The organism is Nocardiopsis rhodophaea (assembly GCF_039530945.1).
Taxonomy (GTDB): domain Bacteria; phylum Actinomycetota; class Actinomycetes; order Streptosporangiales; family Streptosporangiaceae; genus Nocardiopsis_C; species Nocardiopsis_C rhodophaea.
In genome coordinates this window covers 249657-264548 of sequence record NZ_BAAAPC010000004.1, presented here as the reverse complement: position 1 = coordinate 264548, position 14892 = coordinate 249657, and the positions used below count along the sequence as shown (strand labels likewise).

Genomic DNA, 14892 nt, shown 5'->3' with positions numbered 1-14892 from the left:
ACACGCGTTACGGGAGGCCCGCAACGGCCGTGGAAGGCGTCACGTCGAAAGGGCATGAGGGTTGCAGTGGTCACACCTGGCACGGGCCGCGCGACAGCGGCCACCATCACCGCATCGCTCGCGATCGCCCTGCTCGCGGGGTGTTCGGGAACGACCAGCGAGCACAGCACCGAAAGCGAGGGCGCCGCGGCGCGCGACGCGGCCCCGCGGGCGCCGGGAGGCGAGAACGCCGACGGCCGAGCGGAGGCGGGCGCCCCCGCGGAGGAGGGCGGCGCCTCCGAGGACGGTTCCGACGTGACCAACCTCGCAGTCGAGAACCAGAAGCGCACGGTGATCTACACCGCCGACCTCGACGTCGAGGTTTCCGATGTGCAGGAGGCGGTGTCCGAGGCCAAGGACCTGGTGCTCGGCGTCGGCGGCCACGTCGGCTCGGAGAACATCGGGACCGAGGCCGGTGACGCGCCTCGGGCCTCGCTCCGGCTCCGGGTGCCCCAGGAGCACTACGAGGACATCCTGGAGGACCTCGCCGATCTGGGCCAGCGCAAGAGCCTGGACCGCGAGGCCGTCGATGTCACCGAGGAGGTCGCCGACGTCGACAGCCGCGTGAAGTCGGCGAAGGCCTCGCTGAAGCGTCTGCGGGCGCTGCTCGACGAGGCCGACGACGTCCAAGACATCCTCGACGTCGAGCGGGAGATCGACAACCGCCAGGCGGAGCTGGAGTCGCTTCAGGCACGCCAGGCCGCGCTGGCCGACCAGACGTCGCTGGGAACAGTGAACCTGGAGCTGACGCCGCCGCCCGGGAAGGTCGAGGAGGACGACACCGGATCGCTGGGCTTCCTCGGTGGCCTGAAGGAGGGGTGGGCGGCCTTCACCACGCTTCTCGACGACCTCGCCGCGGCCGCGGGCTGGGCGCTCCCGTTCCTCATCACCGTGCTCGTTCTGGCCTCGCCCGTCGTGCTGTGGTGGCGCCGGTCGCGTCGAGCCAACAGCGCTTCGGCGGCCCAGGCCCTGCCGACCGGACCGCAGCGGGAGGAAGAGAGCGGGGCGTCGGACGGCGCGGTCGAAGGGACGGCCACCGGAGCATCTTCCACAACGGACGAGGAGGGCAAGGACATCCCCGACGCGAACCGGAGCTGACAGTTCCGCGTGGGAAGCCAGGGGTCTGCTGGGCGGCCGTGTCGGCGTTCTGCTGATCCGGTGTTCGGTGGTGAAAAGCGGCATCGACGGCTGGAGGGGGCTGGGGGCGCCGGTCGTCTCCGGGGGTGCGGCCGGGCGGGGCATCGGCGGCCCGCCCCGCTGGTCTCCCTTCGGGTGGAGGAGCGGGGGCGGCAGCGACGAGGGCTGGGGGCACCGTGCGCCGGGTATGCCCGGTTTGCCACAAGTTCCCTGCGATGATCATGGGGATGATCCCGGCAAACCGGACAGAACCGGGACCGTTCCCATGATCATCAACAGAGGGAACCTTCGGTTCGCACCCGCCAGAGGACCGGGCGCCCAGCAGACCCCCGCCTCCCCGCTCTGCGGTGATCACAGGCAGCCGGGCACCGAAGTCCCCGCACGCATCAGGGGCGGCGCACACCGTGTGGGCGCCACCCCGTGTCGCCGTCGCTCGCTGTGGCGTGGCGACGACCGGAGGTCCTAGCGGGAGGACTCCTGGTGGACGAACTCCGTCAGGCGGGTGAGGACGTCCGGGTCGGTCGTCGGCAGCACACCGTGGCCGAGGTTGAAGATGTGCCCCTCGGCGGCGCGGCCGCGGGAGAGGACGTCGCGGGTGCGCTCGGCCACGGCCTCCCACGGCGCGAACAGCGTGGCCGGGTCGAGGTTGCCCTGCAAGGCCGTCGCGGGCTGCACGCGCTGGGCGGCCTTGTCCAGCGGCACCCGCCAGTCCACGCCGACGACGTCGGCTCCGGCCTCGCTGAGCAGGCTGAGCAATTCGCCGGTGCCCACACCGAAGTGGATGCGCGGCACGTCGAACCGGCCCAGCTCCTCGAAGATCCAGGAGCTGTGCGGCAGCACCGACTCGCGGTAGTCCTCAGCGCTGAGCGCACCGATCCAGGAGTCGAACAGCTGCACGGCGCTGGCGCCCGCGGCGATCTGCACCTTGAGGAACTCCAGCGTGATGGCCGACAGGCGGCGCATCAGGTCGGCCCAGAGGTCGGGGGCGCCGTACATGAGCGCCTTGGTGTGCTCGTGGTTCTTCGACGGTCCCCCTTCGATCAGGTAGGAGGCGAGGGTGAACGGCCCGCCGGCGAAGCCGATGAGCGGTCGGTCACCCAGCTCGCCGACGAGCTCGCCGACGGCCTCGGTCACGTAGGGAACGTCACCGGGGTCAAGGTCGCGCAGCCGCTTGACGCCCTCGGCGTCGCGGATCGGTTCGGCCACGACAGGACCGACGCCGGGCTTGATGTCCAGGTCGAGGCCGATCGCCTTCAGAGGCACGACGATGTCGCTGAAGTAGATGGCCGCGTCCACGTCGTACCGGCGCACCGGCTGCATGGTGATCTCGACGATCATTTCGGGCCGCGCGCAGGCCTCCAGCATGGGGACATCGGCGCGAACCCTGCGGTATTCGGGCAGTGAGCGGCCAGCCTGGCGCATGAACCACACCGGCGTATGTTCCACCGGGAGGCGCCGGCAGGCGCGAAGGAATGAAGAGTCTTGCAGCGTCACACCTCGATCGTGCCATGCGCCGAGCACCCCCGTGCCCCGACTCCCGTTACCCGCTCCCGCTGGTCGGTGGCCGACCCCGGACACGGACATCCGAAGCCGTTCGTAACGGCGGCATCTCAGGAGGGATTCCGAGATCATTACGAAACCCCGACACGCCGGGACAACTCCGCGATCTCCGCGGTGACTCGTGCCACCGTCGTACGGTGCCCACCGTCACGCTCCGTCGCTCCTCGGGAGCGGTTCTCCATGGCGGTGGGGTCGTGGTCACCCCATGCCCGCTCCGCGCGGACCCGGACGTCCAAGGCCCGTGGCGCGCGGTGTTGTTGCACAGGATTTAGCGATTCACAAGATTAAGGCTGACGTTTCCATCATGCCCCCTCTCGGCAGAGTCGATGAGGCGCCTCCCGAATTCCGGCGCGCAGTCGAGAGCCTGCGTACACCTGCGGTCCGACCCGAGGTCACGGTCGACGACATCCCCGCCCCCCAGCGCCTCGCTCCCCATGCCGTCGCCAAATCGGCGGCCGTTCGCGTCGATGGCGACGATGTCGCGCTGGGGCGGCTGATCGTCCTTTATGACCCGGAGGGGACCCGCGACTGGCCCGGCCCCTTCCGCGTCGTCGCCTACGCCAGTGCCGATGTCGAGGCCGAGCTCGCCGCGGACCCCCTGCTCGGGCAGGTGGCCTGGAGCTGGCTCTCGGAGGCACTCGAAGCGCACGGCGCCGACCACCACGCCCTCAGCGGCACGGTCACCCGTGCCACCACGGAGGGCTTCGCCGCCAAGGCCGACCAGCCCACCTCCACCGAGCTGGAACTGCGGGCGTCCTGGTCCCCCACCTCCGACGACCTGTCCGGCGATATGGCGGCCTGGCTGGACCTGCTGGCGGCGGCCGCCGGACTGCCCCCCGCCGATGTCGCGGCTATCGCCCAGCGCCGACCACCCTCCGGCGGATGATCAGGCCCGCCACGACGGGATTCCGCCGGTCCGCTATGCCGTCGGGATACCCCGGCGGCGCATGTAAGGGGACGAAAGCACATACCGTAGTGCTGTGGCGAATGTGCTGAACCCCAAGACAGATACACCGGATCCGGAGAATCCCGGTGAACAGGACGGCCCGCAGGCCCCTCTGCTGAGCGAGCCACGGGAGGGGCTCCCGCCCGTCATCTCCGACGCGGCGCGTCTCGCCCGCACCGTCGAGGCATTCGCGGCGGGAAGCGGACCCGTCGCCGTCGACGCCGAGCGGGCCTCGGGGTACCGTTACGGCCAGCGCGCCTACCTGGTCCAGCTGCGCCGGGAGGGGGCGGGGTCGGCGCTGATCGACCCGATCGCGTGCCCGGACCTGAGCGGCATTGACGCCGCACTCGACGGCACGGAGATGGTGCTGCACGCCGCCCACCAGGACCTGCCGTGCCTGAGTGAGGTGAGTCTGCGGCCGAGTCGCCTGTTCGACACCGAGCTGGCCGGGCGCCTGCTCGGATACCAGCGCGTGGGCCTGGGATCCATGGTCGAACGGGTGCTGGGCCTGCGGCTGGCCAAGGAGCACTCGGCGGTGGACTGGTCGATCCGGCCGCTGCCGGAGGACTGGCTGACCTACGCCGCCCTGGACGTCGAAGTCCTGGTGGACCTGCGCGACGCGCTGTGGAGGGAGCTGGAGAAGTCCGGGAAGCTGGACTGGGCGCTGGAGGAGTTCGCCGCCGTGCTGGCCGCACCGCCCAAGGAGCCGCGCCCGGACCCCTGGCGGCGCACGTCGGGCATCCACAAGGTCCGCAATCAGCGCGGGCTGGGTGTCGTCCGGGAGCTGTGGCAGGAGCGTGACCGTATCGCCCAGGAGCGCGACATGTCGCCGGGCCGGGTACTGCCCGACTCGGGAATCGTCGAAGCCGCCACGGTGATGCCGCGCACCGCGCAGGAGTTGGGAGCGATCAAGCCGTTCGGCGTGCGCCTGGGGCGCCGGTACATCACGACCTGGATCAAGGCCATCAACCGGGTGCGCGACATGGCCCAGGCCGACCTGCCCCAGCCGGGTGCGCCGGGCGATGGCCCTCCGCCCACCAACCGCTGGGCCGACCGCGATCCGGCGGCGGCCCGCCGGCTGGAGGCCACACGGTCGGCGGTCAGCGAGATCGCCGAGCGCGTCGTCATGCCCACGGAGAATCTGCTGCAGCCCGACCTCGTTCGGCGGCTCTCTTGGATGCCCCCGGCGTCCATCGACGCCGATTCGGTGGCCGAGCAGCTGCGCTCCAACGGTGCCCGCGCGTGGCAGATCTCGCTGACGGCGGAGGAGCTGGCGGCGGCGTTGAAGCGGGCGAACGAGTAGGCGCGGTCGGACCGCGACCGGTCGCGGTTGGTCGGACCCGGCGGAAACGTAGGCGATCGGTCCCTTTCCCGGCTTCGGTGGCCCGTCGCTACCGAGGCCGAGACGGGGAGCGACGCGAGTGCGATCGAGCGAGCGGAGGCGTCGTGGCCAACCGCCAAAGGCCAAACCGCCACGGCGGCAAAGCAAGCGAGGAACACGAGCGCGCAAACCGACACCAACGCGAGTGCGATCGAGCGAGCGGAGGCGTCGTGGCCAACCGCCAAAGGCCAAACCGCCTCGGCGGCAAAGCAAGCGAAGAGCACGAGCGCGCAAACCGACACACATGCGTTGCCGGTGACCGGGCGCACACACATTGCCCCCAGCGGCCCCGCACCAGGCTTTGGGCCCCTCTGCCCGCTTTTAAACCAGTCATCGCGTTAAAAATCCGATAAGTGAGACAACTCACCCTCCGCTAAGCTCTAGATGCTTTCGCCGCTCCGATTTGCGGATTAAGTTATGGAATCGTGCTGTTGCTGATGCGGGGTAGCAAGGTCCGTGGCGGTGGGGATTCAAGTCATTCAGGGGTGGTGAGCCGCGTGTCGATGTGGCGCAGTTTGTTGCGCAGAACCGGATTCGTCTCCGCGGACACCCCGATAGGCGAGAACCCAGTTACCGTCCGTGTTCCCGCGCCCGATCCCGGTGAGACGCCGGCGCTACGCGCGGCGTCCCTGGAGCGCACCCTCAACGACCACCTCGATGAGCTGGGCGCCGAGGATCCGCGCAGTATTACGGCGCGCAACAACCTGGCGAGCAAATACGCCCAGATCGGTCGACGCGAGGCGGCGGTCGCCCAGTTCGAGCTGGCCCTGGAGCAGGCGGTGCGTGTCTTCGGTGACGACCACGCCCAGACCGACGTTATCCGGGAGAACCTCGCGTGGTCCTACGGGGACGTGGGGCGGCATGCCGACGCCGCCGAGCAGTGGGAGGCACTCCTCAAGCACCGCCAGGAGCACCTGGGGCCCATGGCCGCCGACACCGTCGCCGCGCGCTCCCGCCTGGCGGTCTCCTACCGCCGCAGCGGCCGCCACGACGCGGCGATCGCCCATTTCGAGCGGGCGATTGAGGACTCAGCTGTCCCGGAGGACCGAGAGAACCTGCGGATCGGCCTCAGCCTCGCCTACAGCGGGGTGGGCCGCTTCGACGACACCATCCAGCAGCTGCGCATGGTCCTCGCCCAGCGGCGGCGCAGGCTCGGCAACCGCCACCTCGACACCCTGGTGATCCACCACCGCCTGGGCCGTGCCTACACCCAGGCCGGGCGCAGCGCCGAGGCCGTCGAAACCCTCCAGGCCGCCTACCGCAGCGCCCTGGCCGAAGCGGGCGACCCGGAGATCCGGATGCTCACCATGAAGATGCGCCGCGACCTCGCCGGTGCCCTCAGCGCCTGCGGGCGCCACCGCGAGGCCGCCTCGCTGTTCTGACCGCCGCCACCAGGCCACCCGGGCCACGGGTGGTCTCGGGTGGTTCCCACCCCGCCCGTGGCTCTGCGCCCCAGCCGCAGTGGCGGGGTTCCCGCGTGTCGCGGTTTCCTGCCCGGCTCCCTTCCTCTCCGCCGACGAAGGTCGCTCACCGCGCCTCCCGGCCGTTTCTCCCCGCTGTGCCGCGTCCGCCCCGCCCGGGCCTGCGGCTGAGAGGACGGCAGGGGCGACAGTTCGTGAGGAACGGTCGTCCGTGGGTTCCTGGTCGGGCCGCCCGAGCTTCCCCCGGGCAGTGGGCCCGGCGGTGGCGCTCATCAGCGGCCGCCCGCGGCCCACCGTCCTTTGCGGTGAGGGCCCCTGCTCACCGGCTGCGACGCGCGCCCTCAGGCGTGAGAACGGCCGGATTGGCGCAGTGCGCGAGCGGCCGGCCGGTCAGGAAGCGGCCGACCTCGGCCGCCACGATGTCGGCCGCCTTGTGCGCGACCTGGCGGCTGGCCCCGGCGACGTGGGGTGTGAGGACGACGTTGGGGGCTGACAGCAGGCGGGAGTCCGCAGGGACCGGTTCCTCGGCGTAGACGTCGAACGCCGCCGCGTGCAGGTGGCCGCGCTCCAGGGCGTCGCAGACGGCGTCGTAGTCAACCAGTCCGCCGCGCGCGCAGTTCACCAGAACGGCGCCCGGCCGCATCGCCGCGATCTCGGACGGGCCGAGGAGACCCGCCGTCTCCGGGGTCAGGCGGGCGTGCAGCGAGACGATGTGCGCCTCGGCGAGCACGTCCTCAAGGTCGGCCTTGGTGGCGGTGCCCGCTAGGGCATCAGCGGTCACGTACGGGTCGTGCACCAGGACGCGCGCCCCGAGCGCCGCGAGGGCGGCGGCGACGCGGCGGCCGATGGCTCCGTAGCCGACGAGGCCGACGGTGGCGCCCTCGATCTCCACACCGCAGTTGTCGTAGTCGTAGAAGTCGCCGCGCCAGTGCCCGTGGCACAGGTCGGCGTGGAGGTGGGGGATGTGGCGGGCGGCGGAGAGGATGAGGCCGAGGGTGTGCTCGGCCGTCGCGGCCGCGTTGCGCCCGGGGGCGTAGCACACGGCGACGCCGTGCCGGGTGGCCGCGTCGAGGTTCGCGTTGACCGGCCCGCCCCGGCTGACGCAGAACAGTTCGAGCTCCGGGCAGGCCGCCAGCACGCGCTCGGTGAGAGGCGCCATCTGCGTGATGCAGACACGCACGCCGCGCAGTGCCTCGATGAGCTGCTCCTCGGTGCCCGAGGCCTCGTGGACCTCGGCGACCGGCCCGAAGGGCACGTGCGGCCACGGCAGCTCCAGCTCGCGTACCTCGATGTCGGCTCCCGCCTCGGCACGGACGGCGTCGGACAGCAGCCGGGGCAGCACGAAGCGGTCGCCTGCCGCCAGGACGGTGGTGGTCATGGGGATTCCTTCGGGGTGTCGATGGTGGGGACGGGGATGTGGGCGCCCGGGCGTGGCCGCTCGGGCGCCCGGTTTCACGTGCGTCGCGAAGGGTGGGACAAGGACGGGGCGGCGCCTCAGGGTGGCCCAGCCGCCGATCGAACGCGCCGGGAGGGCGCCGACGACGACCACAACGGCCGCGTGAGCGGAGGAGCGCCCCACCCGGCGGCACTGAGAGCGGAAGTTGAGCAGCGGCCTCGACTAATCGCCGAGGGGCCGGGAAGCCCCTGAGGCGTGACGGGTGCGGACCGCCGTGCCACGTCCCCCGGCCACTGGTGGCGGCGCCGGATAGAGCGGCCGCTCGGCGACACACCCGCGTGTTCGGCGTGCTGCCGGCGTCGGCCCTGTGACGGGCCGCGGTCAGCGCGGTCCGAGGTGGTGCGCGGTCGCGATCTCGGGCGGGACGTTGTACTCGATCAGGGCCGCGCTCGCCCGGCCCATCCGGAGCGTCGTCAGGGCGGTGTTGCGCACAACCGGGAAGACGCGGCGGTACTCCCGCAGCGGAATGCCGAGTAGGCGGCACAGGATCAGGCGCATCAGCGTGCCATGCCCGATGACCAGGACGCGGCGGCCGGGATGGGCGTCGACGATGTCGTCGAAGCAGGCCAGGGCGCGTTTGACGGCCAGGCGCGGGTCCTCGCCGCCCGGGAGGTGGTGGGCCACCGGGTCGGTGACGAACGCCGCGCGACGCTCGGGGAAGAGCTGCTCCATCTCGGCGACGGTCTTGCCTTCCCCTTCGCCGAAGTCCACTTCGCACAGCCGCTCATCGCTATGGGGCTCGCTGCCGATGGCATGGGCGCTCGGCAGGGCGGTCTCGCGGGCACGGGAGAGCGTGGAGCACCAGACCGCGTCCAGCCCCGCGCCGCCCGCCCAGGTCGCCAGCGTTTCGGCCTGGTCGTATCCGCGTGCTGTCAGCGGGACGTCGCTGGAACCGGCGTAGCGGTTGTTCGCGTGCCAGGTCGTCTCGCCGTGCCGCGCCAGTACAAGGTCGGTCACTGTGTACTCCATTCTCGCCGCCCGGTCGGGCCGCTCGCCCGCCGGGCCTGTCGCAGCGCTCCCTGCGCCGCGCCTTTTCACTGGTCAGTGCCGTTTTCTGAGTGCTACCCACTGCGTGGCACGAGCCGCTCACCTCCCCTCACGACGCGCACCTCTCGTGGGCGTGCTTGGCGACTTCGGGGGCGAGCCAGCCGCGGTCCCGCACCTCGTCGACGAGCCGCAGATAGCCCTCCCGCAGGCGGGCGGTCTCCCCGGGGTCGTCACGTGGGTCGATGGCGGCGCGGACCCGCACCATGTCGGCGGCGGCCTCGGCCGGGTCGCGGTGCTGGGAGGCGGCGAGCAGCGCCATGCCCAGTGCGGGCTCGGCGTTGGCGGGGACGACGACCCGGCGGCCGAGGATGTCGGCGCGCAGCTGGCACCAGTAGCGGCTGCGCACCGCTCCGCCGGTGAGGCTCAGCGGGCCGTTGGTGGGGGCGCCGAGCAGGTCGAGGTAGTCGAAGCAGAGCCGCTCGATGTAGCCGACCCCCTGCAGCAGGGCCGCGTAGTGGTCGACCTCGTCGACGGGCGTGTCGAGCAGGAACCCCTCGGCGTCGGGCGCGCTGAACGGGAACCGCTCTCCGCGCCCCACCAGCGGGTAGGCCCCGGTGGCGGTGGCGCCGCGCTCGGCGGCGCGCGCCGACAGGTCGTCGAGGTCGCGCCCGGGGAGGGCGTGGCTGAGCGCTCCGGCTCCGGTGCTGGAGGCGCCGCCGGGCAGCCAGTCTCCGGTGGGTGAGCGGTGCGAGTAGACGACGCCGCCCGGGTCCCGCAGGAGACGCGGGGTCACGCCCTTGAGGACGAGAGTGGTACCGAGGACGGAGTTCCACGCGCCCGGCGCCAGGGCTCCGGCGCCCAGCTGCGCGGCGCAGCCGTCGGTCATGCCCGCGATCACCGGTACACCGCGCGGCAGACCGGTGTGCTCCGAGGCGGAGGCGCACACCTCCCCCAGGACCGTGCCGGGCCGTACGACGTCGGGCAGCAGCCGTTCGGGGACGCCGAGGTCGGCCATGACCTCCCGCGGCCAGCGTTCCTCGATGAGGTGGTAGCCGGTTTTCAGGGCGTGGCTGGCGTCGGTGGCGGTGCGCCGCCCGGTCAGGCGCCAGGTGATCAGGTCGGACTGGTGCAGCAGCAGCGCGCTGCCGGACCGGGCGCGCGGATCGCGCTCCAGCAGCCAGAGCAGCTTCGGCAGCGCCCAGGGGGCCCGCATGCGGCGGTACCCCAGCTCGTCCCAGACGCGGGCGCCGACCTCGTCGGCGCGCGCCGCCTGGGCCGTGGCGCGGCGGTCGTCGTACATGATGCCGGGGGTGAGCGGTGTGCCGTGGGCATCGGCGAGCAGGATGGTGCCGGAGGTGGCGTCGACCGCTACTCCCCTGACCCAGTGCGCCGGGACGGTGCGCAGCGCGGCGCGGCACGCCGTGGCCACGGCGGCCCACCACTGCCGGGGGTCCTGTTCGTGGCGGTCGCCGTCGCGGTTCCCGTGGAGCGGAGCGCGGGCTTCGCCGACCACGGCGCCCGCGGCGTCCACAGCGAGCACTCGCGCGCTCTGGGTACCGACGTCGATGCCGACCCAGACGGCGTCCTGTCGGGTGTCACGCACCGCCGTCCTCCTCTCCTGTGGGGGCTGGCGCGGGGGTGTCGGCCATCCGCTGCCAGCCAGGCCGGGCCAGGTCGCGCAGTTCGAGGAACCGCTCGTAGGTGTGGGCGTAGAGCTTGGCCACGTCGGCGTCGGGTTCGCGGGCGGCGCGCAGCCGGACGTGGTTTTGGGCGGCCGTGGCCAGGTCGGGGGCGTGCCCGGTGGCGACCAGGCCGCTGAGGTAGGCGCCCTTGGCGCCGACCTCGGTGTCGGTGGAGCGGACGACGGGGACGCCGGTGACGTCGGCGATAAGGCCGCACCACGCGTCGCTGTTGGCTCCGCCGCCGCACAGTCGCAGCTCGGTGACGGGGATGTGGGCCGCGGTCAGGCAGTCCTTGAGGACAAGGGTCAGGCCCTCGAACACCGAGCGCGCCACGCGCCCCCGGTCGTGCTCCAGGGACAGGCCCCACCAGGTGCCGCGCGCGTGGGGGTCGAGGAACGGCGCCCGTTCCCCGGCGGGCGAGAGGTAGGGGAGGAACAGCGGGCTGTCGGGCCGGGGCGGGGCGCTCAGGGCGAGCTCGCCGAGCCGGGCCGGGTCTCCCGCGCCGAGGAGCGTGGCCGCCCAGGTGAGGATTTCGGTTCCGGCGAGGGTGGGAAAGGCGCGCAGAAGGTGCCCGGCGGAGTCGAGCGCGATCGTCAGTCCGCTGGGGTCGGCGGCGGTGTCGGGGGCGGAGGTGACCACTTCCGTGCACAGTGTGGTTCCCAGGATGCCGCAGGCCTGGCCGTCGGTGACGGCACCGGCGCCCAGGGCGGTGGCGGCGATGTCGTAGGGGGCCATGACGACGGGGAGGTCGGTCGGCAGCCCGAGTTCGGCCGCCGCGGCGGGGGTGAGCCCGCCGGTGCGGTTGGTGTCGCCGCGCACCTCGGGCAGCAGCTCGGCCGCCCACTCCAGGCCGAACAGGGCGAGGCAGGCGGGGTCGTATCGGCGGGTGCGCAGGTCGAGGAAGGGGGCCGAGGCGTCCGACTCGTCCACGGCGAACGCGCCGGTGAGCCGGTGGAACACCCAGCCGCCGCAGGAGAGCACGGCGGCGGTGCGGTGCAGGCGGTCGGGGTCGTTGCGGGACAGCCAGGTGAGCAGCGCGTTGGACAGCCCGGCGAAGGTGAGCGAGCCGTTGCGGCGGAACGCGGCATCGAGGACGCCTTCGGCGCGCCACTCGTCGACGATCGCGGCCGCGCGGCCGTCGGACCACAGGATCGCCGGGCCGGTCGGCCGCCCCGCGGCGTCGACCGGCCAGCAGCCGTCGCCCTGGGCGGTGAGCGACAGGAGGTCGACGGGTGCGCCCGCGCGTTCCCGGACGTCGCGAATGGCGGCGGCCACCGTGCGCCAGACATCGTCCATGTCCTGTTCGGCCCATCCGGGCCGGGGGCGCCGCACCTCGGAGGCGCGGCGGGCGACGGCGACCTCGCTCCCGCCGTCGTCGAAGACGACGGCCTTGATCATGGAGGTGCCGACATCGACGGCGATGACCGCCATCTGTGTCCTCCTGTCGGGGGTTGTGCCGCCGCCCGGCGGGGCGGCGGCGAGCTCTCATCGGGTGAGTGAACGTCGAAAGTGGCTGGTGGGAGTGGTCATTCCCGCTGGGGGACGGTTGCCTCGGTGGCCCGCACTCTGTCCGCCGCGGGCGCGGCCGTGCCGTCGCTCTCCTCGCCGGGCAGCCGAAGGAACACCGTCATGACCGCGCTGACCAGGTAGAGGATGGCGAAGATCCACATCACCCCGGCGACACCCAGCGGTTCGAGGAAGACTGCCACGATGGCAGGTCCGGCGACAACGCTGGCGCCGGCGCCGAGGTTCAGGGCGGCCATCGCCTGGCCCTTGTGTTCGGGGGCGAGGGAGGGCATGAGCGCCGACAGCGGCACATAGCCCGCCAGTGTCGCGCCGTAGAAGGCCGCGACCAGTACGGCGAGCGCGTACTGCGGCCCCGCTGCGACGGGCACGTAGTAGAGCGCCAGGACGCTGACGGCCGAGCCGACGCCGCCGCACCAGGCGACGGTCCGGCGCCACCCCATCCGGTCGCCGATGACGCCGAAGGCCAGGTTGAACACGATGTTGGTGGCGAACATGACGGTGAGCAGCCGCAGCCACTCCTCCAGGGCGAAGCCCACGGTCTCGGTGAAGAAGACCGGCAGGAAGACCAGGAACCCGAACTGGGGCGCGGTGTTGATCGTTCGCACCACGGCGCCGACGCCGATGCGGGGCCGCCGCCAGAGAATGGACAGGCTGCCCAGCAGCGTGCTGATCGGGCGCTCGCCCTCGGGTGCCAGACGCCGGTGACCGGTGGGCTCGCGGACCAGCAGCAGCGCGATCAGGCCGCCGATGACGATGAGCCCGAGGGCGACCCACAGGGTGGAGTAGGCGCCGATCCACGGAACCAGGCCGCTGGCCACCAGTGACCCCAGCGTCGGCAGCCCGCCGGTGAAGGCGAACCAGAACCATCCCACGGCCGTGCCCAGCCGCTTTTGCGGGGTGGCCGCCGCCACCCACACCAGGAACCCGAAGGCGAAGAGCGGATAGCCGAACCCCCGCAGGCCGTAGGTGAGGAGGATGAGGCGGTAGTCGACGGTGGTGAGCGCCGTGGTGAGGAAGAGGATGTGGCAGCTGACCCAGATCGCCAGGCCGGTCCACATCACGCGGCGGGGTCCCCAGAGGTCGGAGAGGGCGCCGGAGAACCAGGCCGCGATGCTCGCGGTGGTCCCGTAGACGGTGAAGACCAGCGCCACGCGCTGTCCGGGGACGCCCTGGTCCAGTAGGTACGGCGACAGATACCCGGCTTCGACGCCGTCACCGATCATGAATATGAGAACGCCGATGAAGCCCCATGCCAGCGGTCGGGGGATGCCGATCCGCTCGGTCCAGTGGCGGCGCGCGGGCGCCGCCTCCGGACGCGGATCGATGTGTGTGCTGGACACCGAGGTCACCTCTCTCGTCGGGGCCGGCCACGCGGGCCGGCCGTTGGACCTGGTGCGGTACCGCGTGCGAGGACCATGAAAGAGGCGGGGTGTTACGGGACACAAGATTTATCCTCGAACTCATCACACATCCGCGGCCGTCGAATGTGAATCTCGTGATCTTCTCCCTTCTCATAGCGGGAGTCTCGCGTGTTTCCCGGATGTTAAATACTGTTAGATCTCACACAGCGCCACAGCCACGAGGAACAGGAGCCCATGCCGCACCGACCATTGACAGAGCGGGACACCGCGGCGCGGGGAGCCGACCGGCACGTCCGGCAGCTGCGCATCCGCCAACGGGTCGCCGACGCCGGGTTCGCGCGCGTGGAGGCGCTCGCCGAGGAGTTCGACGTCAGCCCGATGACGATCCACCGCGATCTCGACGCACTCCAGTCGCAGGGGTGGCTGCGCAAGGTCCGCGGCGGTGCGACGACCCAGACCTCGGCGGTGTTCCACGGCGACCTAGAGCAGCGCACGGCCGCGATGCCCGAGGTGAAGAACCGGCTCAGCGCCGCCGCGCTCCGACTCGTGTCCCCCGGGCAGTCGGTGATGCTGGACGAGAGCACCACGGCCCTGCACGTGGCCAGGCGGCTGCCGCAGCGCGCGCCGCTGACCGTCATCACCAACTTCCTGACCGCGCTCAAGGCGCTCGCCGGGGTACCCGGTATCGACGTGGTGGCGCTGGGCGGCGCCTACTATCCCGCCTACGACGCCTTCCTGGGCCTGCACACCGCCGACGCCGTGGGCTCGTTCCGGGCCGACGTGCTGTTCATGTCGACCACCGCCATCACCCACGGCAGCTGCTACCACCAGTCCCAGGAGACCGTGCACGTCAAGCGGGCGCTGATGGAGGCGGCAGAACGCCGGGTGCTGCTGGTCGACCACAGCAAGTTCACGCGTCAGGGCCTCTACGCCCTGGCGCCGCTGACCCGCTTCGACCTGGTCATCGTGGACGATGGCATCCCCCGCGCCGAGCTGCGGCGGATCCGCGACGCGGGGGTCGAGGTCCAGGTCGTCCCGTGCTGACCGCCCTCCGCCGCAGTCCCTCCGTTGATCTCGGCGGTATCGACCGAATACTCGCGAGCTCAAGTTTCGGGTTTTTGGGGAGAAGGTAGTCATCTGCTACTACGCCCTGCACGGGCAACCCGGCTGTGACACCGCGCGGCGCCGTGCCGAGGCGCCCTACTACACGGCCAAGGCCTACCCGGCGTTCATCGACATGGCCGCCTGCCTGCGCCGCGACATCATCCGCGCCCGGCATGCCCCGGCGATCACGGAAGTCTGCGCTGACCACCCCGACCAGCCAGAACAGCGGATCACCGAGATCGAACAGATCCTCAGCGACATCGGGGCGTTATAACCCCCAAAAACCCGAAA

12 protein-coding genes are annotated in these 14892 nt (G+C 71.7%); 6 read left to right on the top strand and 6 right to left on the bottom strand.

The window, feature by feature from the left end; genetic code table 11:
• Positions 1–66 precede the first annotated feature (66 nt).
• Complete coding sequence (locus ABD259_RS06370) at positions 67–1137, top strand: DUF4349 domain-containing protein (RefSeq protein ID WP_344100102.1); 1071 nt, start codon at positions 67–69, stop codon at positions 1135–1137.
• Between the two features lie 501 nt (positions 1138–1638).
• Here the strand turns inward: ABD259_RS06370 and hemE are convergent.
• On the bottom strand, positions 1639–2607 hold the full coding sequence (gene hemE, locus ABD259_RS06365) for a uroporphyrinogen decarboxylase (protein ID WP_344100100.1): 969 nt from the start codon (positions 2605–2607) through the stop codon (positions 1639–1641).
• Positions 2608–3040: 433 nt separating this feature from the next.
• Here hemE and ABD259_RS06360 point away from each other — a divergent pair, with 433 nt between their 5' ends.
• The 3 genes from ABD259_RS06360 (at position 3041) to ABD259_RS06350 (ending at position 6445) form a co-directional block, all read left to right on the top strand.
• The gene (locus tag ABD259_RS06360; protein ID WP_344100098.1) at positions 3041–3622 is read left to right on the top strand and encodes a DUF3000 domain-containing protein; all 582 of its coding nucleotides are present in this window, start codon (positions 3041–3043) and stop codon (positions 3620–3622) included.
• A 94-nt stretch (positions 3623–3716) separates the two neighbouring features.
• The gene (locus tag ABD259_RS06355) at positions 3717–4985 is read left to right on the top strand and encodes an HRDC domain-containing protein (RefSeq protein ID WP_344100096.1); all 1269 of its coding nucleotides are present in this window, start codon (positions 3717–3719) and stop codon (positions 4983–4985) included.
• 515 nt (positions 4986–5500) lie between these two features.
• Positions 5501–6445, top strand: a complete 945-nt coding sequence (locus ABD259_RS06350; RefSeq protein ID WP_412759342.1) for a tetratricopeptide repeat protein — start codon at positions 5501–5503, stop codon at positions 6443–6445.
• Between the two features lie 358 nt (positions 6446–6803).
• Here the strand turns inward: ABD259_RS06350 and ABD259_RS06345 are convergent, their stop codons facing one another.
• The 5 genes from ABD259_RS06345 to ABD259_RS06325 form a co-directional block, all read right to left on the bottom strand.
• Positions 6804–7862 (bottom strand): 2-hydroxyacid dehydrogenase, encoded by a 1059-nt coding sequence (locus tag ABD259_RS06345; RefSeq protein WP_344160786.1) that lies wholly within the window; start codon positions 7860–7862, stop codon positions 6804–6806.
• Positions 7863–8261: 399 nt separating this feature from the next.
• A complete protein-coding gene (locus tag ABD259_RS06340; RefSeq protein ID WP_344100090.1) occupies positions 8262–8897 on the bottom strand; it encodes a histidine phosphatase family protein in 636 nt (211 codons plus the stop codon).
• A gap of 139 nt (positions 8898–9036) precedes the next feature.
• Positions 9037–10530, bottom strand: a complete 1494-nt coding sequence (locus ABD259_RS06335; RefSeq protein ID WP_344160783.1) for an FGGY-family carbohydrate kinase — start codon at positions 10528–10530, stop codon at positions 9037–9039.
• Complete coding sequence (locus ABD259_RS06330) at positions 10523–12040, bottom strand: FGGY family carbohydrate kinase (protein WP_344160780.1); 1518 nt, start codon at positions 12038–12040, stop codon at positions 10523–10525. Before ABD259_RS06330 ends, ABD259_RS06335 begins: the two co-directional genes overlap by 8 nt.
• 95 nt (positions 12041–12135) lie before the next feature.
• Complete coding sequence (locus tag ABD259_RS06325) at positions 12136–13476, bottom strand: MFS transporter (RefSeq protein ID WP_344100084.1); 1341 nt, start codon at positions 13474–13476, stop codon at positions 12136–12138.
• A 255-nt stretch (positions 13477–13731) separates the two neighbouring features.
• Between ABD259_RS06325 and ABD259_RS06320 the strand changes: the two genes are divergently transcribed.
• Both ABD259_RS06320 and ABD259_RS06315 read left to right on the top strand, forming a co-directional pair.
• Positions 13732–14541, top strand: coding sequence for a DeoR/GlpR family DNA-binding transcription regulator (locus ABD259_RS06320; protein WP_344100082.1), 810 nt, complete (start codon positions 13732–13734; stop codon positions 14539–14541).
• A gap of 193 nt (positions 14542–14734) precedes the next feature.
• Positions 14735–14875 carry a hypothetical protein gene (locus ABD259_RS06315; protein ID WP_344160777.1) on the top strand — a complete coding sequence of 47 codons (141 nt, stop codon included), beginning with the start codon at positions 14735–14737 and terminating at the stop codon, positions 14873–14875.
• Positions 14876–14892: the final 17 nt, after the last annotated feature.